Here is a 23,591-nt window from a genome sequence, read left to right on the forward strand (position 1 = left end):
GCGCAAGGCATAACAGACGCGCACGCATGATCTCATCAGTTCGCGCAGTCGCGTCTCATGCAACGCGCCGGCCTCAGCGGCGCACGAGCGCCTTGAGCCAGCGCAGGCCGAACAGCCCGAGAATGGCCGCCGCATAGATCACCGCGCCGATCATGATCAGCAGGCCCAGCATCGCCTCGTCCCGCAAGCGGCCGAGCGCGGCGAAATGCGGCGAAACCACGAAAACCGTCAGCCAGAGTGCCGCAGCGAGCAGCACGCCGGTCGCGGCGAACTTCAACAATGACAATGTGAGACGGCGATCGACGACGAGGTAGCGCTTGTGCACGGCGAAGCCGAGCACCAGCAGCAGATTGATCCAGGCGCCGACGGCGGTGGCCAGCGCGAGGCCGACCTGCGCCAGCGAGCCCATCAGCAGCACCTTCAGCACGACGTTCACGGCCAGCCCGGTCAGCGAGGCCTTCACCGGTGTCGCCGTGTCCTTGCGGGCGTAGAAGGTCGAGACGGCGCTGCGGATCATCACGAACGGAATGAGCCCGACGGCGTAGGCCGCGAGCGTCGCGCCGGCGGCCGCCGCATCACCCTTGGTGAAGGCGCCGCGCGCGAACATCGCCCGCGTGATGACGTCGGGCACGGCAAGGAAGGCGGCGACGAACGGCACCGAGAACAGCAAGGTGAACTCGAAGGCCCGACGCTGCTGCTCCATCGCGCCCTGGTGGTCGCCTGCCGTCAGCCGCCGCGACATCTCCGGCAGCAGTACGGTGCCGATGGCGATGCCGATCACGCCGATCGGCAGCTGATTGAGACGGTCGGCATAATACAGCGCCGAGATCGCACCCGCGGGGAGAAACGTCGCGATGATCGTGTCGGCGAACATCGCGACCTGGGTGCCCATCGATCCCAACGTCGCGGGCCCCAGCGCCTTGAAGAAGGCGCGGATGTCGTCGTCGAGCTTGAGCGGCGCAAACCGCGGCAGGCCGCCGTGACGCGCGAGATCACCGGCGAGCAGGACATATTGCAGGAAGCCGGAGATCAGCACGCCCCACGCCGCGGCATGTCCGGCGTTCGGAAAGAACGCCGCGAGCGCGAGCGTCACCATCATCGCGAGATTGAGGAAGATCGAGGCCGCCGCGGCGCTCGCGAAGCGCTGCATCACGTTGAGCATGCCACCGTACAGCGTCACCAGCGTGATCAGCAGCAGATACGGAAAGGTGATCCGCGTCAGCGTGATCGCCATCTCGCGCTGCGCCGGATCATCTGTGAAGCCCGGCGCCAGGATCGTCATCGCCTGCGGCATGAACACCCAGGCCAGAATCAGCAGAACGACCTGCGAGGCCAACAGCAGCGTGAAGATGCGGTCCGCAAACAGGCTCGCGGAGGCCGGGCCCTTCTCGCCATGCACATGCGCGTAGGCGGGAACAAAGGCCGCGTTGAACGCGCCTTCCGCAAAGATCGCCCGGAAATGGTTCGGCAGCCGGAACGCAATGAAGAACGCATCGGCGATCGGCCCGGCGCCAAGAATCGCCGCCAGCATGATGTCACGGGCAAAACCGGTGAGTCGCGACAGCAGCGTATAGCCGCCGACGGTGAAGATACGTCCGAGCATGGGGGGCTTCTAGAGCATGAAGAGCCCATGTTGAAGCAGTGTGTGCCGAACCGCAGCGTTCAAAAACGAAGAGAACGTGGTCAAATCCGTCACAACGACGGGTGCCGACGGCTGATGCTGAAATCCCGGTGGCCTAAGCGAGGCCGCCGCAAGGGCATCGCCGTTTGCGATTGACGCATTTATCGCAAAGTGCGATTATCGGACATGAAGGCTGTGATCTACAGCAGAAAAGCACTTCGCGCTTTGCGCCAGCACGCGAACCGCGCTGCGTTGATCCGGGAGAAGATCGAGCAATACGCCCACGATCCCACAACCCAAGCGAACAATGTGAAACAGCTGACTGGTGTCGATGCGCTGCGCCTGCGCGTAGGAGATTTCAGGGTCGTGTTCACCGAGACAACCGACACGATCAACGTCCTCAACGTCGGCCCGCGCGGCGACGTCTATAGCTGAGAGAGCCCAATGACCCACGTCAGAACCAAAGCTCCCAATGGCGACGGGATCGTGATCGTTCCGGAGGCCGACTACGACCGCATGATCGAGGAACTCGAAGACCTCCGCGACAGTCTGTCGGCGCGGCGCGTGCTCCGTGAGATCGAGAGCGGCGAGGAGGAGATGCTGACCTCGGCCGAGGCCGACGAACTCCTGGCCGCAAAGACTCCCCTCGCCTTCTGGCGCAAGAAACGGGATCTGACGCAAGCAGCGCTTGCCGATGCCGCGGGCATTTCCCAGGCATTTTTATCCGAGATCGAAAGCGGCCAGAAGCCCGGCACCGCAGCGACGTTGAAGAAGATCGCCGACGTGCTGCGCATCACGGTCGATGATTTGATTTAGACCGATATGGAAAGTCGATGAGCGGAGCGCAATAACCGCGTCCAACATCGACCATCGCCCAATATTGCTCGCCGTAGATCGAGAACGAGCCCTCGTGGTTGTCACGCGTGAATTCGCAGACACCGTCGATATAGGACGTCCCATCGACGACGAGCGTGCATTGCACGGGTGTGGTCTCCACGCGCACAGGGCTTGCGGCAATGATGAGAAGCGCGAGCGTGGCGAGATGCGCCCGACATCTATGCAAAATAAAAGTCGCTCTGGTGCGCGAGCAACTGCGCGGTCGTGACATGCTGCAGCGTGATCGTATCGTGCGCGGCGTCCGTCACCACGGCGTTGCCGGATGCATCATCATGCGTTGCCGCCAGCAGCGCGGTGACGTCCGAAAATACGGTCTTGCTGAATTGAAGAGTATCCGTCGCGGGCGCAAAGTTCGCGAGGATGACCTGACCAAAATTCGGGGCGAACACGAACGTGTCGTGCGCGGTCGAGTTGGCGACCTGACTTGCGGCTCCCTGCCCTGGAGATGGCGCGACAGAGATCAGCGTCCCGCCGTTGCCGTCACTCGCGAAATGGAAGCTGTCCTGCGAGTACTGGCCGAGGATATGGAGAGACGCCGTGATTGAGCCGTCGGTCACGGAAAGCGTCCCGGAGGCATTGTCGAAGGTGGCGTGAGCCTTGCTGAAATCGACGCCGTGAAGCTCGATCTGATCGGCCCCCGCGTTGCCGCTTGCGACGATAACAGCGCTCAACGCAGACGGCGTAACCGGAGTCGTTCCTTCGATCGTCACGTCCGCCGATGTCGCTGCAACAAGCGTGAAGGTCGCCGAGCTTGCGACGCCAGAACTGCTCGGCACGCCGATCACGCCGTCGCCGTTGAGGTCCTGGTGGAAGATCGTCTCGAATTGTTCGGCGGCGGCGCTCGTCCCGGACACGAGGCCCGTCAAATTGCCGGTATAGTTGCCGTTGCTGTCCGTCGACCAGAACGTGAACTCGCTGGTGCCCGGGATCTTCCAGGCAATGTCGTACCCGGTCGCGGTCTGAATCGCTCCAACTGGCGCAATACTGCCGAACTCGCCGACGACCACGGGAGCGCCGGAATATTTCAACTCGGGCCCTGATCCGTTGATGTACATGTAGTAGTTGTCGGCGATCGCCAGCAGGCTTGTCGTGACATTGGTCTGAATGACCGACGCCGTGACACCAATGCTGCCATCGCCATTCAGGTCCCGGCCGAACGCAGATTCCGCCGACTCGACCAGGAAGTCGGTCCCGTGCACCAGGCCCGTGATGTTTCCGGCGTAGTTGCCGTTCGTGTCGACCGTCCAGAATGTGAACTGCGTGGTGCCGGGAATCTGCCAGACGATCTCATAGCCGTTGGAGGTCGCGATCGCCCCAACGGGATTGATGTTGCCGAACTCGCCGGCAACCACCGGAGCACCGCCGTATTTCAGCTCGGGCCCCGAACCATTTGTGTAGATATAGTAATTGTCCGCGATGGCCAGCAGGCTGGTTGATCCCGCGGTCTGGATCAGCGATGACGTGACGCCGACTGTGCCGTCGCCGTTCAGGTCCTGGCCGAAGACGGTCTCGAACTGCTCGGCTGCGAAACTGTTGCCCGACACCAAGCCCGAAAGGTTCGAGTTGTAGTTGCCGTTGACATCCGTCGACCAGAACGTGAACTGGTTGGTGCCGGGAATCTTCCAGGCCACGTCGTAGCCGTTCGCGGTCTGAACGGCACCGATCGGACTGATGCTGCCGAACTGACCCGCAGTCACCAGACCGCCGCCGTACATGAGCCCGAACTCGAGCCCGGTGTTGCCATTGATCAGCAGGTAGTGGTTGCCACCTTGAGCAAGGCTGGTGGATCCATCGGTCTGAAGGATAGCGGGCGTCGTGTTGAAGCCGATGGCATCGAGCACTTGCCTGTCGACCGTTGTGAGCGACTGGATTGTCTTCGTATTGCCAAACTCGTTGAAGGGATCGTTCGCCCCCTGCACGCCGCTATTCAGAAAATCGCTTGGATCGGAGGTCTGACCGAAATCGGCCAGCTTCGTGGTGCCGCCGTCGACCGAGAAATAGGCCGGGACCGCCGTGTCGCCGGTCGTGTACAGGTGGTTGCCCGCACTCGTGTAACGTACGAAATCAAATGTGCCTGCGGCCCTTGCGGCGCCGACACCGGATACGCCGGAAACGGGCTCCCGTCCCATCGCATGGGTGAACTCGTGCAGAGCGGCGCCGACCAGCAGATTGGTCGGAATCGACGGGTCAAAGCCGACGGCTCCGTCGATCTCGGAGGTCGTTGGCGACATCAGACCCAAGGCTTTCGCAACCGCGGGGCTTACGCCAAAAGCATAGCTATTATCGATGGTCGATGTGTTCGGCAGTGCGTTCACGACCGACTGATCGAGCGACGAGGTCTCGTGGGCTGCGAGCGCCGACCTCAGATCCGGATAATAAACGAAAAGGTCGTTCAAGGATCCGCCGAGCGCTTGGCCCGTTTTGGTTTTCACCGCCCCGTTGTTCCAATCGCCGTACCCGACAAGAAGCGTGACTGTGATGTTGTCGAGGACTTCCGCATCCAGAATGTTGGCCGCGGTCTGCATAGCGTCCCTGAAGCTCTGAGGAGCCGCGAGGGCGGAACTTTCGTATTGGAGGACGAGATTCATTCGTGTGCCTAAGGTCTGGCTTCTGCCGGGCAGCGACTATCGTGAGCGGATCTGGTTTTGTAAATGATGCCCCTTGGTTGTACCGGGGAATTGTGTCCTCAAGTAAGCCATTATTTTCCTTTGTTTCTTCGGCCTGTCACACAACTTTCACGCGAGCCAATGGCTGCATGGTCACGATGCGCCTGCAAAATCAAGACGCAACTTTGCATTTTGAAATGGGCGTTCAGCTGATGCCGATCGTCCTCGCCGACAAGGCACGCGAGAACGGCCCCACCGCTGTCACCGCGGACGAGCCTGCCGGCGCGAAGCGGCGGCGGGCGCTGATTCGGGACCATGGGCCCCCACGCGGTATAGGTCCCGGCGTTCCCCCGGCGTTCCCCGGGATGACGCAAGCCCGTAGCAAGCGGGCGGACGTGGTCTTAATTCCGATAAAAATAATCATCTTGCTATTTTGCAGAACAAGTGATTATCTCTCGCCATCCCGCCTCATGCAGAAGGGGCGTTGCGCGCGATCGTCACGACACGCGAGGCGGGGATGCGATGGCCGGGAGAGCTCGCAGCATGTCCTCGTGGCGTGCGGACGAACGGGCTGTCACGGACGGTCAAGTCGCGTGGTCCTGGCCTCCCGAAGCTGAGGTCCGCGCAATGCGCGCAAGCGCATTGTCGCGATACGGTGGCCAACAAGCCGGTGCACCGGGGAGATCGCGGAGCAGCCGTAAACCCATCGCGCAGGGAATGCCGGAATGTCGGCTGAACCTGTGGTACCTGCCGCCTGCATTTCTTCCGCAGGCGGGCCATGGGTGAGGCCTTCACCCGGCATTCCCTGCGCCCTCTGCACTGTTGGCGAGGGTGGACTGATCGCAGACCTCGGGCGTCACATGCCGCGAGAACGCGTTCCCATGTCGTTTGCTGTTTGAAATGTAAATCGGAAAGAGATCCACGCTGCCGTAGGGTGGGCAAAGCAGCCGCCCGCAGGGCGGTCGCGTGCCCACCGTGCATCCGCATCGGCGGTGGCAATGGTGGGCACGGCGCGCGATGGATCAGCGAAACAAGCACGCGGGTGTGCGAGCCTTTGCCCACCTACGGACTGTCGCAAGCACACCCACCGCTGTCGTCCCGGACAAGCCACGACGCGCGAAGCGTAGCGTGGCGCCGATCCGGGATCCATACGCTGCGGCGGACGTATTGGGCAAAAGGCCAATGACCAGCGTGCCTCAATTCGCTCCCTGGAGGTATGGGTCCCGGCGTTCGCCGGGACGACACTGTTAGTTGGGGCGCGCAGCGGGGCGATCACGTATAGCTACGCCTTCGTCACAGCGCGAGCGAGACGAGCGGCCGAGTGAGCAATCAGCCGAGCAATGCGTAGAGCCTTACGCCGCCAGCGCGCCGCGCACCACCTCGATGATGCGGGCCTGCGTCGCTTCATCCAGATACGCGTGCATCGGCAGGCTGATGACATCCGCCGAGAGCTGCTCGCTCACCGGCAGGCCGCCATCGGCGCTTGGGAAGATGCGATACGCCGTCTGCTGGTGCATCGACTTCGGATAGTAGATCGCGGTCGGGATGCCCTGCGCCTTCAGCGCGGCGGCGAAGGTGTCGCGGTCGACGCCGCGCGGCAGGCGGATGGTGTATTGCGCCCAGACCGAGGTGCAGCCCTCGACGAGGCGCGGCACCTTGACGATGTCGGCCAGCGCCGCGGTGTAGCGCTCCGCCACCTCGTTGCGCGCACGAATCTCGTCCTCGAAGATCCTGAGCTTCTCGATCAGAACCGCGGCCTGAATGGTGTCGAGCCGCGCGGTCAGGCCGAGGCGGACGTTGTCGTATTTGTCGCTGCCGCCGCCATGGGCGCGCACGCTGCGCAGGCGCTCGACCAAGCCGGCATCGTCGGTGAGGATGGCGCCGCCGTCGCCGAAGCACCCGAGCGGCTTGGCCGGATAGAAGCTGGTGGCGGTCGCGAGCCCGAAGGTGCCGATGCGACGGCCCTTGTAGCTGGCGCCAAAGCCTTGGGCTGCGTCGTCGAGTACGAACATCCCCTCGTCCGCAGCGATCGCGGCGACCGCATCATGGTCCGCGGCCTGACCGAACAGATCGACCGGAATCACCGCCTTCGGCTTCAGGCCGAGCCGCTTCGCGGTGGCGATGCCGCGGCGGAGCGAGGCCGGATCGATGTTGAAGGTGTCCTCCAGCACGTCGACGAAGACGGGCGTGGCGCCGGTCAGCGCGACCGACTCGCCGGTCGCGCAGAAGGTGAAGGACGGGCACAGCAAGGCGTCGCCCGGGCCGATGCCCTGCGCCATCAGCACCATCAGCAGTGCGTCGGTGCCGCTGGAGCAGCTCACTGCATATTTGGCGCCGCAGAACTCGGCCAGCTCCTTCTCGAGCTGGATGACCTCGGGACCACCGAGAAACTGACAGTGCGCGAGCACGCGGGCGACGGCCTCATCGAGGGACTTGCCGAGCCGCTGGCGCTGCGCGGCGGTGTCGATGAACGGAATGGGCTGACGACGCAAATGCTGGTTCATGAGCTCTGACGACTTTTCGAAAGACGGGAATGGGGGAAAGCAGGGATGCGACTAGCCGGCAGCGGCGCGGCGCTTGGTGGCGGCCTCGGCCGGGCGATGGCTGGAGGTCTCCAGGCACTGCGTGGCGATCGCGAGACTCGCGACGCCCTCGTCGCCGGTGACGGCGGGCGACGTGCCCGAGCGCACCGCGTGCAGGAACGCGATCAGCTCGGCGCGCAGCGGCTCGTCGTGGCCGACGGGGAGATGGCGCATCGAGTAGCTGCCGTCAGGCTTGAAGCCGAAGCATTCGGTGACCTGGCGGGTGAGCAGGTCGCCCATGATGTACTTGCCGCGCGTCGCCACCGTGACGTTGCGCGCCTTGAACGGCGTCAGCCAGTTGGTGTTGATGTGGGCGAGCACGCCGGAGGCGGTGCGGAACTGCAACAGCGCGATGTCCTCGCGCTCGGCCACCGCGCTCGACAGCTGCGGCTGCACCTCGATGATGTCGGACTCGGTGAACCAGCGGATCAGGTCGATGTCGTGCACGGCGAGATCGATGACCACACCGACATTGGACATGCGCGGCGGGAACGGGCCGACGCGGGTGATCGCGATCGACAGAAGGTCCTCGCCGGCGATCGCCTTCTTGATCGCGGCCACGGCCGGATTGAAGCGCTCGACATGGCCGATCATCAGGGTGACGCCGGCGCGATGCGCGGCCGCGACGATCTCCTTGCCCTCCTCCACCGTGGAGGCGATCGGCTTCTCGACGAGCAGATGCACCTTGCGCGCGATGCAGGCGAGCGCGAGCTCGTGATGCAGATGGGTGGGTGCCGCGATCGTCACGGCGTCGACGCCCTCGGCGGCGAGCTGATCGAGGCTCTCGAAGGTCGGGCAGTTCGCAAGTTCGGTGACGCGGCTGCGATGCGCCGGCAGCGGATCGACCACGCCGACGAGGTGCACGTCCGGCAGTCCGGCCAGCACGCGGGCATGATTGCTGCCCATCACGCCGGCTCCGATCACGCCGACGCGCAGCGCCTGCCTCAGCTCGGCCTTGTGGCCCGCCCCCTTCGAACTCATGTCGCTCGACCCCATCGATGTCACGGTTTGGCCATAACAGTTAATGAACTGCAAATCAGCCGGTCGAAGCTCTCCTAGCATGTCACTTCAGGCGAGGCGAACGCGGAAACCTTTTTCAGGACACGATTTGATTCAGAAAGTTACATTGGAGGCGAACGAAAAACGGAGCGTTTTGAAGGACCTGCGAGGTCGTCCTCGCGTGTGCCGCGCGCCTTCTCACGCATCGCGACAGGCGGTGAACAGACTCGTCGACCGACATCACGCCTGCGTGTGGGCAGCTCGCGGAGGTAACGAGATGGATCGGGCTTGCGAAGGAGGTCGTGTCACCTCGCGGGAGAACGCCATGTCCTTGCCCCACGCCTCGCTACGCCACGCGTCTCACTTCGCCATTCTGCTCGCCTCGTTTGCGCCCTGGTCGCCCTCGGCCGCGGCTGATGTGAAGCGGCCTGTCGTGATCGAGCTGTTCACCTCGCAGGGCTGCTCCTCCTGCCCGCCTGCAAATGCCTATTTGAATGAATTCGTCCGCCAGGGACGCGATGTGCTGCCGCTCGCGTTTCATGTGACCTACTGGGACCGTCTCGGCTGGAAGGACCCGTTCTCGCTGCCCGCCGCGACCGATCGCCAGGCCCGCTATGGCAGCCGCTTCGGTGACGGCTCCTACACGCCCGAAATCGTCGTCGACGGCCTCACCAGCCATGTCGGCTCCAACAGGGCCGAGGTGGGGCCGGCGATCGATCGGGCCAAAAGCGCGCGAACCACGGCTGCCGCCATCCGGCTCGCGCGCAATGGCGACAAGCTCACGGTCGAGGTCGGCGGCGGCGAAGGGCGCGGGCGCGTCCTGCTCGTCGGCTTCGACCACCAGCATGAGACGGCCATCCGCCGCGGCGAGAATGGCGGCCGGACGCTGGAGGAGCTGAACGTCGTGCGCTCGGTGCGCGCGCTGGGCGATTGGAACGGCACGGCGCTGCGGCTCAATGAGCCGATGCCGGAGGGCGAGGATGCGGCCGTGCTGCTCGAGGCCGCCGACGGACGCATCGTCGGTGCCGCGCGGCTGTAGCTCAGCCGGACGCGCAATGGCGGCGCCAGAACAGGCGGTAGCCCTCCTCGACCTTGCGCGTGTAGGTCTCGACATTGCCGGCGGCGGAGTTGGCCACCATGACGGGGAGCTCCGCCCGCAGCTTCGCCAATGCGGCCGGGTTGCGCGCATGGTTCAAGGCGATTGCGATGTAGCGGCCGTCATCCTCAGCGACCCAATCGGACAGCCCGACCGCGGTGTTGATGGCGGCTGCCGCACGGCCCGCCGCGCTGTGGCCGAGCTTGCAGATCACGGGCACGCCGGCCTGCAGCGACTCCCAGGTGCTGACGCCGCCATTCTGCGGGAACGGGTCGAGCGACATGTCGATCGCGGCGAACTCAGCGATGTGCTGATCGCGCGTCGACAGGCCGAGGCAGGTGATCCGCTCCTGGGGGATGCCATGCGCGACGAAGCGGGCCAGCAGCGCGTTGCGCACCAGGGAATCATCGAGCGCGCCGTTCTTGATGACGATCCGCGAGTCCGGCAGCTCCGCCATCAGCCGCGCCCACAATGCGAGCGCGGGCTCGGAGATCTTGTCGATGCGGTTGAACACGCCGAAGGTGACGTAATCATTGCGCAGCATCGGCAGCGGCGTCGGCAGCCATCCCTGCAGCGGATCGGTGGTGATCACAGCCGGCAGGTCGTAGACCTGCTCGGCGAACAGAGGGCGCACGGCCTCCGGCACCGTGACGGGGTCGGCGAAGAAGTAGTCCATCGTCGGCACGCCGGTGCCGGTGCCGCTGCCCCAAGCCGTGACCTGGACCGGCGCCGGCTTGCGGGCGAACACCGGCAGGCGGTTGCCGGCGGAATGGCCGGAGAGATCGACCAGGATGTCAACCTCATCGGCCGCGATGCGATCAGTCAACTCCTCGTCGGACATCTGCGAGGCATCGACCCAGACGTCAGCCGCCGCGCGGCACTGCGCCGTCATCATGTCCTGCAGCGGCGAGCAGGAATAGCAGATCACCTTGAACGCCCCGTGATCATGATGGCGCAGCACCGGCAGGAACACCAGCGCCGCCGAATGCGTCCGGAAGTCGGACGAGACATAGCCCACGGTGAGCCGCCGCTCCGGATCACGGTCGCGCACCGGCGTCGGCCGCCGCGCGATCTGGGCGCCGATTCTCGTCCACCATTCGCGCCGGACCGCCTGGTGCTGGGCGAAGTCGGTGTCGGGCATGAAGTCGAGCAGGAAGATCTTGGCGGTGATCGCGTCGCCGAAGTCAGGCTTGATCTCGAGCGCGCGCTCGAAGTGCTGCAGCCCCGTGGCCAGATCGCCCTGTTTGCAGAAGCATTCGCCGAGCCAGGTCCAGGCGACCTCCGAGTGAGGATTCTGCTCCAGCACCTTGCGGCACGCATCCATCGCCGGCGCGATGTTGTCCTTGACGACGCTGAGCTGGGCAAATCCGAGCAGCGCCGGCTCGTGACGCGGATCGATGGCAAGCGCCGCCTGGAAATCCGCCATCGCCGGATCGAACCGGCCGGCCTGCTGGTGCAGCCGGCCGCGCTGCGCCCGCACCTGCGCGGCTCCCGGCCTGATCGCGAGCGCGGCGTCGAAGGCCGCGAGCGCGGCGTTGGAATGGCGCAGATTGATGCAGGCAAGCCCCTTGCCGAACATCGCCTCCATGTGGCGCGGATTGAGCGACAAGGCGCGATCAAAACTGTGATCGGCCTCAGCATTGCGATTGAGCGTCAGCAGCGCCATGCCGCGATTGCAATAGGCGTCGGCGTAGTCCGGCTTCAGCGCGATCGCCCTGTCATGCGCCGCGATCGCCTCCGCCGGCAGGCCAAGGCGCATCAGCGTGTTGCCGAGGCCGGTGAGCACGACCACGAGATTGGGCTTCAGCGCGATCGCCCGCTCCTGGCACTTGCGCGCCTCCTCGTAGCGTTTGCGATTGAACAGCGCGAGACCAAGATTGGACAGCGCCTCGGCGTGGCGCGGCTCGATCTCGACCGCCTTGGTCAGGGCCTGCTCGGCGAGCTCGATCTGGCCGCTGTCGAGCGCCACGACGCCGAGCAGATGCAGGGCATCGAAATGCTCCGGCAACAGCGCCAGGATCTGGCCGCAGATCGCCTGCGCATCGGCCGGACGTCCGGCGCGATAGGCCGCGACGGCACGCGGCATCAGCTCATCGGCCTGCTTGCGATGCTTCTTCTGCAACCGCGCATTCTGAAAGGCACGGGACCCGACATCGCTTGCCACCGAGAGGCTCCACCAAGATTTCGCACGACATTCACCGGGGGCTGTGACTCGCAGCCTCGGACGCACTCAACCCGGGCTGGCGCAGTAGCGCCGCCAGAACAGCCGGTAGGCTTCCTCGACCTTGCGCGTGTAGGTCTCGACATTGCCGGCGGCAGAACCTGCAACCCTCGCCGGCAGCTCGGCTCTGAGCCGGGACAGCCTGCCCGGCTCCGCGACATGCTTCAGCGCGATCGCGACATAGCCGTCGTCGTCCGCGGCCACCCAGTCGTCAAGTCCGAGCGCGGTGTTGATCGCGGCAGCCGCGCGCGAGGCCGTGCTGCAGCCGAGCTTCGCAAGCACGGGCACGCCCGCCTGTAGCGACTCCCAGGTGCTGACGCCGCCATTCTGCGGGAACGGATCGAGCGAGATGTCGACATGGGCGAATTGCGCGACGTGCTGCTCGCGCGTGGTCGAGCCGAAGCAGATGACGCGCTCCGCCGCGATGCCATGGGCGACGAAGCGCGCGACGAGGCCATCGCGGAGGAAGCCGTCATCGATCGCGGAATTCTTGACGACGATGCGTGCCTCCGGCAGTTGCGCCATCAGCCGCCCCCACACCGACAGCGCCGCATCGGAGATCTTGTCGATCCGGTTGAACACACCGAAGGTGACGTAGCCGGTGCGCAGCATCGGCAGCTCGGTGGACGGCGTCACCGGGAGCGGATCCGTCGTGATCACCGCGGGCAGATCGTAGACCTGCTCGGCGAACAGCGGGCGCATGTCGGCCGGCACGGTCACCGGATCGGCGAAGAAGTAGTCGATCGTCGGCAATCCAGTTCCGGTGCCGTGGCCCCACGCCGTGACCTGGATCGGCGCGGGCTTGCGGGCGAACAGGGTGAGCCGGTTGCCGGAGGAATGGCCGGAGAGATCGACGAGGATGTCGACGCCGTCCGCCTGGATCCGCGCGGCCAGGTCATCATCCGACATCTGCCAGGCCTCGACCCAGCCGTCGGCCGCCGCCCGGCAGCGCGCCGTGACCTCGTCCTGGCGCGCCGAGCAGGAATAGCAGATCACCTCGAACTGAGCGTGATCATGATGGCGCAGCACCGGCAGCACGGTGAAAGCCGCCGAGTGATTGCGGAAATCCGCCGAGACATAGCCGATGACCAGCCGCCGTTCCGGATCCCTGTTACGCGGGGCCAGCGCAGCGCGTGGAAGCTGCGTCCCGATCCGCTCCCACCATTCGCGTCGGACCGCCTGTTGCCGGGCGAAATCAGCGTCGGGCAGGAAGTCGAGAGTAAATATCTTCGCAGCGATCGCATCCCGATAATCGGGCTTGAGCGCGAGCGCGTGGTCGAAGTGCTGCAGGGCCGCCTCGATGTCCCCCTGCTTGGCATAGCAGCCGCCGAGCCAGGTCCAGGCGGCCTCGGACGCCGGGTTCTGTTCGAGCACCTTGCGGCAGGCCGCCATGGCCGGCGCGACATCGTTCTGGTGCACGCCGAGATGAGCCCTGCCGAGCAGTGCGGCTTCGAGATTGGGCTCGCGCGCCAGCGCCGCGTCGAAATCCGCCTTGGCCTGATCGAACCGGCCGGCCTGCAGATGCACCTGGCCGCGCTCGGCAAGAACGCTTGCCGCATCCGGCCTGATCGCGAGCGCCGCATTCAATGCCGCGAGCGCCTCGTCGAAATGGCGGAGCTTCAGGCCGACGAGACCCTTGCCATGCAGCGCCTGCACGTGACGTGGATTGAGCGCCAGCGCGCGATCGAAGCTCTGCAGCGCCTCGGCGCTGCGGTCGGCGAGCAGCAGCGCCATGCCGCGATTGCAATGCGCGTCCGCGTAGTCCGGCTTCAGGGCGACCGCGCGATCATAGGCGGCGAGCGCCGGCTCCGGCTCCTGCAGGCGAAGGAGCGTGCTGCCGAGGCTGTTCCAGCCCGCAGCGAAGTTCGGGACCAGCGCCACGGCACGTTCCTGGTGCCTGCGCGCCTCGGCATGACGTCCCAGATTGGACAGCACGATGCCGAGATTGGCGTGGGCATCGACATCGCGCGGATCGATCTCCACCGCGCGCGTCAGTGCCGCCGCGGCCTCGCTCAGGGCACCGGAATCGAGGGCAACCATGCCGAGCAGCCGCAAAGCGCCGGCGTGGTCCGGCAGCAGCGCCAGGACCTGGGCACAGAGCGAGCGCACCTCGGCCGGCCGCCGGGCGTGATACGCAGCCGACGCGGCCGCCAGCAACGGCTCGGCCTGCTTGCGGTTCTTCTTCTCGAGTCGGGCGTTCTGAAACGCACGCGAGCCGACATTGCCAGCCAAGGATTGTCTCCAGATCAGATGAGCCGGGGTAAACAGACGCAACTGATTCGGCCGGTGGCTCCGCCCGAACAAACAAGCGAGCCGGTGGACGGCCCGCCTGCGAATACCGCGCGCGAGACTAACACAGGGCGCTTGATTCGCGGGACATGTGGCCGGCCGGGCTCAAGCCCCAGTCGCGCAATAGCGCCGCCAGAACGTGCGGTAGCCTTCCTCGACCTTGCGCGTGTAAGCCACGACATTGCCGGCCGGTGAGCTCGCCACGCGGGCCGGCAGCTCGGCCCTCAGTTGCGCCAGGGCAGCGGGGTCGGCAGCGTGCCTCACGGCAATCGCGATGTAGCCGTCGTCGTCCTCGGCCACCCAGTCGTCGAGGCCGACCGCCTTGACGATGGCGCCGCCCGCGCGCGAGGCCGAGCTGTTGCCGAGCTTGGCCACGACGGGCACGCCGGCCTGCAGCGATTCCCAGGTGCTTACGCCGCCGTTCTGCGGGAAGGGATCGAGCGAGATATCGATCTGGGCGAAGGCGGCGATGTGCTCATGCCGCATCGACGAGCCGAGACAGGTGAGCCGGTGCTCCGCGATGCCATGGGCCGCGAACCGCGCAATCAGCCCATCGCGCAAGAAGCTGTCGTCGAGCGCGCCATTCTTGACCACGATCCGCGCATCAGGCAGCGCCCGCAGCAAGGCGGACCAGACGCCGAGCACCGGATCGGAGATCTTGTCGACGCGGTTGAAGACACCGAACGTGACGTAGCCATTCTGCAGCATCGGCAGCGGCGTCGGCTGCGCATCCGGCAGCGGATCCGTCGTGATCAGGGCCGGCAGATCGTACACCTCTTCCGCAAACAGCGGCCGGACGGCCTGGGGCACCGTGACCGGATCGGCGAAGAAGTAATCGATGGTCGGCAGCCCGGTGCCGGTCGCATTGCCCCACGCGGTGACCTGGATCGGCGCGGGCTTGCGGGCGAACAGGGTGAGGCGGTTGCCGGCCGAATGCCCGGAGAGATCGACCAGAATGTCGACCTGATCCGACCGGATGCGCGCGACCAGCTCCTCATCCGACAATTGCCAGGCATCGACCCAGCCATCGGAGGCGGCCTTGCACTGCTCGGTCACGGCATCCACCAGCGGCGAGCCCGAGTAGCAGATCACCTTGAACGCCTGGTGATCGTGATGGCGCAGCACCGGCAGGAAGGTCAGAGCCGCCGAATGGCTGCGGAAGTCGGACGAGACGTAGCCGACCGTGATCCGGCGCTCGGGATCACGATCGATCGCCGTGAGCTCACACCTTGGGATGTGCACGCCGATCCGGTCCCACCACTCGCGCCGGACCGCCTGGTGCGCGGCCACGTCGGCCCCGGGATAAAAGTCGAGCGCGAAGATCTTCTTCAGAATGGCATCCTCGAAATCCGGCTTGATTTCGAGCGCGCGCTCGAAATGCTGGATCGCGGTGGCGGTGTCGCCCTGCCGGGCGAGGCAGGCGCCGAGCCAGAGCAGCGCGACCTCCGACGACGGATTGGTCTCCAGCACGCGCTTGCAGGCGAGCATCGCCGGCGCGATCCGGTCGGTGAGCACGCCGACATGCGCCTTGCCGAGCAGCGCGGCTTCGAGCCGCGGATCGGTCGAAAGGGCAGCCTCGAAATCGGCCTCCGCCTCGTCGAACCGGGCCATCTGGACGTAGAGCCGGCCACGCTGCGCGATGACGGCGGCCGCCCCCGGCTTGATGGCGAGCGCCGCGTTGAAGGCCGCGAGCGCCTGATCGAAATGCCGCAGATTGATGCTGACGAGACCCTTGCCGAAGGTCGCCTGCATGTGGCGGGGCGCCAGCCCCAGCGCGCGATCGAAGCTCTGGCGGGCCTCCTCGTTGCGCTGCATCAGCAGCAGCGCCATGCCCCGGTTGCAATAGGCGTCGGCATAGTCGGGCCTGACGGCGATGGCCCGGTCATGCGCCGCGACCGCCTGCTCGAACAGCTGCATGTTCATCAGCGTATTGCCGAGGCCGGTCCACGCGGTCGCGAAGGCCGGCTTCAGCGCGACGGCGCGCTCCTGCGCCGCGCGCGCTTCCTCGTAGCGCTTCAGGCTGGCCAGCACGAGACCGAGATTGGCGAGGGCTTCGGCGTTGCGCGGCTCGACGGCAATGGCGCGCGTCAGCGCCTGCTCGGCGAGATCGAACCGGCCGCTGTCGAGCGCAGAGGCGCCGAGCAGGTGCAAGGCCTCGAAATGATCGGGCACCAGGCCCAGCACCTGCCCGCAGATCGCCTGGGCATCCGCATGCCGGCCCGCCCGATAGGCTTCGACGGCCTTCGGCAGCAGGCCGTCGGCCTGCTTGCGGTTCTTCTTCTGCAGGCGCGCATTCTGGAACGCGCGCGATCCGATCGTGCTCGACAAGGAAAGCTCTCCGGCGGACGTCCGGGGCTATCTAGCACGGCTCGCGTGATTCGCGGGGAGCGTGCCGCCCTACTCGCGGCGGTAATCGTCCTCGATGCGGATGATGTCGTCCTCGCCGAGATAGGAGCCCGTCTGGACCTCGATCAATTCGAGCAGGATCTTGCCGGGGTTCTCCAGCCGGTGAACCGCGCCCATCGGGATGTAGATCGATTCGTTCTCGTGCACGGTCTTCACCGTCTCATTGACGGTGACCCGCGCGGCGCCGCGCACCACGATCCAATGCTCGGAGCGGTGATAGTGCTTCTGGAGCGACAGCCGCTGGCCGGGCTTGACGATGATGCGCTTGACCTGGTGGCGCTCGCCATTGTCGACCGACTGATAGCTGCCCCAGGGGCGATGCACCTTGATGTGCGCCTCGGTGACCTCCGGCGCGACGGTCTTGAGCTTGGCGACCAGCCGCTTCAGCCCGTTGGCATCACGCTGGCGCGACACCAGGACGGCGTCCTGCGCGGCCACGACCACGAGATCATCGACGCCCTCCAGCGCGACCAGCGCCTTGTCGGTGACGACGTTGCAATTGCGGGAATCCTCGAACACGGCAGTGCCCCGCGCGGCATTGCCCTGCCCGTCCTTGTCGGACAGCTCCCAGACCGCGTGCCAGGAGCCGACATCGGACCAGCCGCAGGAGACCGGCGCCACGGCGGCGCGCTCGGTCTTCTCCATGACCGCATAGTCGATCGAGATCGGCTTGGCGGCGGCAAAGGCGTCCGCATCCAGGATGATGAAGCTGAGGTCGCGGCCGGCCTTGGCGACCGCGTCGGTCACCGCCTGCACGCTGCCGGTATCGAACTTGCGGTATTCGTCGAGCAGGACGGAGGCGCGGAACATAAAGTTACCGCTGTTCCAGAGATAGCCCTCGCGGATGTAGCGCTCGGCGGTCGGCTGGTCCGGCTTCTCGACGAATTTCGCGACCGACCGCACCTCTCCGGATACCGCCGCGCCCGGGCTGATATAGCCATACTCGGTCGCCGCACGCTCCGGATTGACGCCGAAGGTGACGATGCGGCCGGCCTCTGCGGCCGCAAGCCCGGCTCGGCACGCCGCCAGGAAGGCCGCGGTATCGCGCACGACGTGGTCGGCGGCCAGGGCCAGCACGACCGCCTCCGGGTCACGCGACTGCGCAAAGGCCGCACCGGCGGCGATCGCCGGACCGGAGTCGCGCCGCATGGGTTCGAGCAGCACGTCGGCCTCGATGCCGATCTCGGCCAGTTGCTCCAGAACCATGAAGCGGTAGGCGGCATTGGTGATGATGATCGGCCGAGCAAACAGGCCGGCATCGGAGACACGCAGCAGCGTGTCCTGGAAGGTCGAGCGGGTGCCGAACAGCGGCAGGAACTGCTTGGGCCGGACTTCCCGAGATGCCGGCCACAGCCGGGTCCCGGCGCCGCCGCACATGATGAGAGGAATGATGCGTCCGGTCATGAAATCAATCCGTCAAATCCGATGATAGTCGCGATACCATTTTGCGAACCGGCCGATGCCGTCCGCGATCGACGTCGCCGGCCGGAAGCCGATGTCGCGCTCGAGATCGCTGACATCGGCATAGGTCGCCTCGACGTCTCCGGGCTGCATCGGCAGCATCTCCTTGATCGCCGGCCGCCCGAACTCCTTCTCCAGCAGCGCTATCACGTCCATCAGCTGTTCGGGGTGATTGTTGCCGATATTGTAAATTCGCCAGGGCGCCCGGCTGCTCGAGGGATCCGGCTTGTTTCCGTCCCAATCCGGGTTTCCTTGTGGCGGACGGCCGATCAAACGAACAATCGCCTGCACGATATCGTCGACATAGGTAAAATCGCGCCGCATCCGGCCGTGATTGAACAGCCGGACGGGCTGCCCGGCGAGGATGGCGTTGGCGAAGATGAACATCGCCATGTCGGGCCGGCCCCACGGGCCGTAGACGGTGAAGAAGCGCAGGCCAGTCGCCGGCAGCCGGTACAGGTGGCTGTAGGAATGCGCCATCAGCTCATTGGCCTTCTTGCTGGCTGCATAGAGACTGATCGGATGATCGACGTTGTCCTTGACCGAGAAAGGCAGCTTGGTGTTGGCGCCGTAGACCGACGAGGACGAGGCGAACAGCAGATGCCCGCAGCCGTGGTGCCGGCAGCCCTCGAGCACGTTGATGAAGCCTTCCAGATTGGCATCGACGTAAGCGTGCGGATTTTCCAGCGAGTAGCGTACGCCGGCCTGGGCGGCGAGATGCACCGCGACGGGAAAGCGATGCTGAGCAAACAACGACTTGATGCCGGCGCGATCGACCAGGTCGAGCTTGTGAAAGGTGAAGCCGGGCTGCGTCTTCAGGATCTCGAGACGCGCGTCCTTCAGCTTCGGATCGTAGTAGGCATTGATGTTGTCGATGCCGATCACCTGGCGTCCTTCGGCGAGCAGCCGCTGCGTCAGATGGAAGCCGATGAACCCGGCCGCGCCGGTCACGAGGATAGGATCGTCTGCCATGGTCGCTCCGTCAGGGCCGCCACAGCTCGATGGCGCCGGGTTTGCTCGCGCGGTCGAGCTTCATCTTCACGTCGAGCACGAGACCGCTCTCCTCGCGCAGCAGGCCTTGAACGAGAGGCCAGCCGCCGGCGAGGAACTGCTCGTGTGACACGGCGAGCACGACGGCGTCAGCCGGACGCAGGGCCTCCAGTGCCGTCAGGCCGATGCCGTACTCCTCGTGCACGGCCGCGGCATCCGCCAGGGGGTCGGCGACCTGCACCTCGACGCCGAACGACTGCAATTCGCTGATGATGTCGATCACCCTGGAATTGCGGATGTCCGGCACGTTCTCCTTGAAGGTCATGCCGAGGATCGTGACGACGCCGCTGCGTCCTCTCCGCTTCAACAGCCCGCGGATGCATTCGCGCGCGATGCGCCGGCCCATCTCGTCATTGATGCGGCGGCCCGCCAGGATCACTTGCGGATGATAGCCGGCCTTCTCGGCGCGATAGGTGAGGTAATAGGGATCGACGCCGATACAGTGGCCGCCGACGAGGCCCGGCGTGAACGGCAGGAAGTTCCACTTGGTCGCGGCGGCCGCGAGCACGTCGCCGGTGTCGATCTCCAGCGCCTGGAAGATCAGCGACAGCTCGTTCATGAAGGCAATGTTGAGATCGCGCTGGGTGTTCTCGATCACCTTGGCGGCCTCGGCCACCTTTATCGAGGGCGCGCGATGGATGCCGGCCGTGACCACCGAGCCGTAGACGTCGGCCACGACCCGAAGCGTTGCCGGATTCTGTGCCGATACCACCTTGGTGATGGTCTCGAAGCGATGCGTCTTGTCGCCGGGATTGATGCGCTCCGGCGAATAGCCGACGTTGAAATCGGCGCCGGCCGTCAGCCCGGAGCAGCTCTCCAGCAGCGGAACGCAGTCTTCCTCGACTGCGCCCGGATAGACGGTCGACTCATAGACCACGATGTCGCCGCGCTTCAGCACCGCACCGACCGTGCGCGTGGCCGCCAGCATGGCGCTGAGGTCAGGCCGGCGTGCGCTGTCGATCGGTGTCGGGACGGTGACGATGAAGAAATCGGCGGCGGCCATCTCGCCCGGATCGCTGGTAAAGCGCAGTCCCGGGCGCCGGAGATCGGCCGTATCGACCTCACAAGTGCGGTCGCGCCCCTCCCTGAGCTCGGCCACCCGGCCGGCATCGATGTCGAATCCGATGATCGGGCAGCCCGCGCGCGCAAACGCTGCAGCGACCGGCAGGCCGACATAGCCAAGGCCTATTACCGCAATCTTCCGGCCATGAGACATAAATTGATATTCCGGTCGTTTCGGAGGCCATTGACGCCACCCCTGCGACTGTTTAGCCACCGGGGCATCAGGACCGCAAGGGGTCGGCCGTCGCGTCGGCCGGGACCCGCCCGAGGTCCGGTCCTGCCAGGACGGGGAGTTGCGCGTCTCGCACTCGGCTTGGGACCTCTCAAGTCTGGGACCTCTCAACCAAGAGCGAAGCCGGCCCTCGCATGCGTGCGTTTTTGATTCTCCTCCTCCGGATCGTGGTGTCGCTCGCCCTGCTGTATCTGGCGCTGCGCGGGATCAACTTTGCGGCCATCCGCGAACGGCTCAGCCAGATCAACATCGCCTGGATCGCGCTGGCGGTCGCCATCACGCTGCTGCAGATCTTCATCGGGGCGCTGCGCTGGCGCGAGATTTCCGCGCTGTGCGGGGCACCGCTGACCGATCTCACGGCGTTCCGCTACAACATGATCGGCGCGTTCTTCAACCAGACCCTGCCCTCCTCGATCGGCGGCGATGCCGTCAGATTGTGGCTGATCGGCCGCACCGGCGCCGGCTGGCGCGCGGCGAGCTACTCGATCCTGACCGACCGCGCCGTCGGCTTCATTGCGCTGGCGCTGATCATCGTCGCGAGCCTGCCGTGGAGCTATGGCATGATCGCCGACGAGCACGGGCGATTGGCGCTGGTGCTGGTCGATATGGCCGCGCTGGCGGCCGGCGTCGGCTTTCTCGTGATGGGCTATCTGCCGGCCAAATGGATGAAGGCCTGGTGGCCGACGCGGCACGTCTACGCGTGCTCCGTGATTGCGAACAAGGTGATCTTCGGCCGAACCACCGCCGCCAAGATCGCCGTGCTGTCGCTCTCGATTCACGTGCTCGCCGTCGTGATCGCCTGGTGCGCTGTGCGCTCGATCGCGGCCCCGGCCGCGTTCGAGCAATTATTCCTGCTGACGCCGCCGATCATGCTGATCACGATGCTGCCAATCTCGATTGCCGGCTGGGGCGTGCGCGAGGCGACGATGATGGTGGCATTCGGCTATGCCGGGCTGGCGCCCGCCGACGGCACCGTGGTCTCGATCCTGTTCGGCGCCGTGTATTTCATCGTCGGCGGCATGGGCGGCCTGGTCTGGATCCTCAGCGCCGAGAAGGGCAAGGGCGACATGACCGTTCCGGCGACGGTCGAGGACTGATTACCGGGCCCCTGCCCATTCGTCGTGCCAGGCTTCGGCCATCAGCACGTTCCACAGCCAATAGGAATGATTGTGGCGACGGCTCAGATGCTCGTCGAACATGCGGCTGACACGCGCCGCATCGAACAGGCCCTGCCGCTTCAGCCGCGCCGGTGACAGCAGATCCGCGGCCCATGCTCTCAGCGGCCCGCGCAACCAGGCATCGAGCGGAATGCTGAAGCCGGTCTTCGGCCGGTCGATCATCTCGGCAGGCACGTGGCGATACAGCACCTGCCGCACCAGCCATTTGCCGCGTCCATCGCGCACCTTCATGTTGGCTGGCACGGTGGTCGAGAACTCGACGACGTCCTTGTCGAGGAAAGGCACACGCGTCTCCAGCGCCACCGCCATGGCCGCCCGATCGACCTTCTGCAGGATATCGTCGCTGAGATAGCTGAACGAATCTGCCAGCGTCATGCGATCGAGCGGATCGAGCTGCGTGCGCAATTGCTGCATCTCCGCGCCGGCCCAACTCATAGTCTCCTCGCCGCCGATGACCGTGCGAAGCGGATCCTGGTCGATCGAGCACAGCGTGCGATAGAGGCCATCGAAGCCGTCGGCCGCCAGAATGCGGCCGAGCTTGGCGACCTGGTCGCCGGCATGCCGTACTTTCAATCGGGTCGGCAGCACCGGCTGCAGCAGCTGGAGGATCGTATCGGCCGGCTCCGGCGCGATCGCCCCGAGCACCGCACCGACAGCCCGCCGCAGCGGCATCGGCACGCGCCCCAGCCGCGCCTGCAGCGCGCCACCCCAGACATGACGGTTGTAGCCGCCGAACAACTCGTCGCCGGCGTCGCCCGACAGCGCGACGGTGACATGCCGGCGCGCCAGCTGGGCCACCAGATGCGTGGGGATCTGCGAGGAGTCCGCGAATGGCTCATCGTAGATGCGCGGCAGCTTTGGAATGACATCCATGGCGGTCTGCGCATCGACATAGAGCTCGATATGATCGGTGCCGAGATGCTGCGCGACCCGGCGCGCGTCCTCAGCCTCGTTGTAGCCGCCCTCGGCAAAGCCGATGCTGAACGTCCGCACCGGCTGGCTCATCTGCGCCTGCATCAGCGCAACGATGGTCGAGGAATCGACGCCACCGGAGAGGAACGCGCCGAGCGGCACATCCGACAGGCACTGCCGCTTGACGGCCACCGACAGCAGCTGTTCCAGGCGCGCGACCGCCTCCGTCTCATTGCCTATGCGGGCGCTCTGCGCTGCGACGACACGGTCGCGCAGCGACCAATAGGACTGGGGCACAGCCGCGCTCCGCGGCGCTGCGTCGGCGGCGAAGCTCACGAACGAGGCCGGCGGCAATTTGCGGATCCCGCTCCAGATGGTGGCCGGCGCGGGCACGTAGGAGTAGCGCATGAACGCGGTGAGCGCGGCGCGATCGAGCGAGGGCGCCCATGCCGGATGGGCCGCGAGCGCCTTCAGCTCGGAGCCGAACACCAGGTCGGCCCCGCTCCAGCCGTAGTACACGGGCTTCTCGCCGAAGCGGTCGCGCGCCAGAACCAATTGCCGGACTTCGGCGTCCCACAGCGCGAAGGCGAACATTCCGATCGAGCGCTGCAGCGCCGGTGCGACGCCCCATTGCCTGATCGCGGCCAGCAGCGTTTCCGTATCGGAATGCCCTCGCCAGTTCGGCGCCGCGCCGGCGGCTTCGAGTTCGGCGCGAATGTCGAGATGATTGTAGATCTCGCCGTTGAACGTGATCGTGTAACGGCCGCAGGCGCTGTGCATCGGCTGCGCGCCCGCTTCGGACAGGTCGAGAATCGCAAGACGGCGCTGGCCGAAGGCAACCCCGGCATCAGCACGCGTCCAGATCCCCGACGCGTCCGGGCCCCGATGCGCCAGTGCCGCGGTCATCCGCGCGACGGTGCCTGACAAGCCGCTCTCATCGGCTCCCCCAGGTCGCATCAGACCGGCTATGCCGCACATG

15 protein-coding genes are annotated in these 23,591 nt (G+C 65.8%); 4 read left to right on the forward strand and 11 right to left on the reverse strand.

Going from position 1 to position 23,591, the window contains the following annotated elements; all coding sequences use genetic code 11:
- Window positions 1-73: 73 nt before the first annotated feature.
- Window positions 74-1,603, reverse strand: coding sequence for a murein biosynthesis integral membrane protein MurJ (murJ, locus tag NLR35_RS31640; protein ID WP_257170464.1), 1,530 nt, complete (start codon window positions 1,601-1,603; stop codon window positions 74-76).
- Between the two features lie 204 nt (window positions 1,604-1,807).
- Here murJ and NLR35_RS31645 point away from each other — a divergent pair, with 204 nt between their 5' ends.
- Both NLR35_RS31645 and NLR35_RS31650 read left to right on the forward strand, forming a co-directional pair.
- On the forward strand, window positions 1,808-2,056 hold the full coding sequence (locus NLR35_RS31645) for a type II toxin-antitoxin system RelE/ParE family toxin (RefSeq protein WP_257170465.1): 249 nt from the start codon (window positions 1,808-1,810) through the stop codon (window positions 2,054-2,056).
- 9 nt (window positions 2,057-2,065) lie between these two features.
- On the forward strand, window positions 2,066-2,437 hold the full coding sequence (locus NLR35_RS31650) for a helix-turn-helix domain-containing protein (protein ID WP_257170466.1): 372 nt from the start codon (window positions 2,066-2,068) through the stop codon (window positions 2,435-2,437).
- Window positions 2,438-2,676: 239 nt separating this feature from the next.
- On the opposite strand, the gene NLR35_RS31655 is transcribed toward NLR35_RS31650, so the two are convergent.
- The 3 genes from NLR35_RS31655 to NLR35_RS31665 form a co-directional block, all read right to left on the reverse strand.
- On the reverse strand, window positions 2,677-5,106 hold the full coding sequence (locus tag NLR35_RS31655; protein ID WP_257170467.1) for an NF038122 family metalloprotease: 2,430 nt from the start codon (window positions 5,104-5,106) through the stop codon (window positions 2,677-2,679).
- Window positions 5,107-6,476: 1,370 nt separating this feature from the next.
- On the reverse strand, window positions 6,477-7,628 hold the full coding sequence (locus tag NLR35_RS31660; protein WP_257170468.1) for a DegT/DnrJ/EryC1/StrS aminotransferase family protein: 1,152 nt from the start codon (window positions 7,626-7,628) through the stop codon (window positions 6,477-6,479).
- A 51-nt stretch (window positions 7,629-7,679) separates the two neighbouring features.
- A complete protein-coding gene (locus NLR35_RS31665) occupies window positions 7,680-8,687 on the reverse strand; it encodes a Gfo/Idh/MocA family protein (RefSeq protein ID WP_257170469.1) in 1,008 nt (335 codons plus the stop codon).
- Between the two features lie 343 nt (window positions 8,688-9,030).
- Between NLR35_RS31665 and NLR35_RS31670 the strand changes: the two genes are divergently transcribed.
- On the forward strand, window positions 9,031-9,744 hold the full coding sequence (locus tag NLR35_RS31670; protein ID WP_257170470.1) for a thioredoxin family protein: 714 nt from the start codon (window positions 9,031-9,033) through the stop codon (window positions 9,742-9,744).
- 1 nt (window position 9,745) lies between these two features.
- Here NLR35_RS31670 and NLR35_RS31675 read toward each other — a convergent pair whose 3' ends face one another.
- The 6 genes from NLR35_RS31675 to NLR35_RS31700 form a co-directional block, all read right to left on the reverse strand.
- Window positions 9,746-11,965: a tetratricopeptide repeat protein gene (locus NLR35_RS31675; RefSeq protein WP_257170471.1), complete on the reverse strand. Its 2,220-nt coding sequence runs from the start codon at window positions 11,963-11,965 to the stop codon at window positions 9,746-9,748.
- 66 nt (window positions 11,966-12,031) lie between these two features.
- Entirely contained in the window at window positions 12,032-14,254 is a 2,223-nt protein-coding gene (locus tag NLR35_RS31680) for a glycosyltransferase family 41 protein (protein WP_257170472.1), read from the reverse strand.
- Window positions 14,255-14,416: 162 nt separating this feature from the next.
- Complete coding sequence (locus tag NLR35_RS31685) at window positions 14,417-16,639, reverse strand: tetratricopeptide repeat protein (RefSeq protein ID WP_257170473.1); 2,223 nt, start codon at window positions 16,637-16,639, stop codon at window positions 14,417-14,419.
- A gap of 69 nt (window positions 16,640-16,708) precedes the next feature.
- The gene (locus NLR35_RS31690; protein ID WP_257170474.1) at window positions 16,709-18,121 is read right to left on the reverse strand and encodes a mannose-1-phosphate guanylyltransferase/mannose-6-phosphate isomerase; all 1,413 of its coding nucleotides are present in this window, start codon (window positions 18,119-18,121) and stop codon (window positions 16,709-16,711) included.
- A gap of 12 nt (window positions 18,122-18,133) precedes the next feature.
- Window positions 18,134-19,150 carry an NAD-dependent epimerase gene (locus NLR35_RS31695; protein WP_257170475.1) on the reverse strand — a complete coding sequence of 339 codons (1,017 nt, stop codon included), beginning with the start codon at window positions 19,148-19,150 and terminating at the stop codon, window positions 18,134-18,136.
- A 10-nt stretch (window positions 19,151-19,160) separates the two neighbouring features.
- On the reverse strand, window positions 19,161-20,444 hold the full coding sequence (locus NLR35_RS31700) for a nucleotide sugar dehydrogenase (protein ID WP_257170476.1): 1,284 nt from the start codon (window positions 20,442-20,444) through the stop codon (window positions 19,161-19,163).
- Window positions 20,445-20,656: 212 nt separating this feature from the next.
- On the opposite strand from NLR35_RS31700, the gene NLR35_RS31705 reads away from it, so the two are divergent.
- Entirely contained in the window at window positions 20,657-21,619 is a 963-nt protein-coding gene (locus tag NLR35_RS31705; RefSeq protein WP_257170477.1) for a lysylphosphatidylglycerol synthase transmembrane domain-containing protein, read from the forward strand.
- Here NLR35_RS31705 and asnB read toward each other — a convergent pair whose 3' ends face one another.
- Complete coding sequence (asnB, locus tag NLR35_RS31710) at window positions 21,620-23,590, reverse strand: asparagine synthase (glutamine-hydrolyzing) (protein ID WP_257170497.1); 1,971 nt, start codon at window positions 23,588-23,590, stop codon at window positions 21,620-21,622. It lies immediately after the preceding gene.
- Window position 23,591 lies beyond the last annotated feature (1 nt).

The organism is Bradyrhizobium sp. SRS-191 (assembly GCF_024586915.1).
Lineage (GTDB): Bacteria > Pseudomonadota > Alphaproteobacteria > Rhizobiales > Xanthobacteraceae > Bradyrhizobium.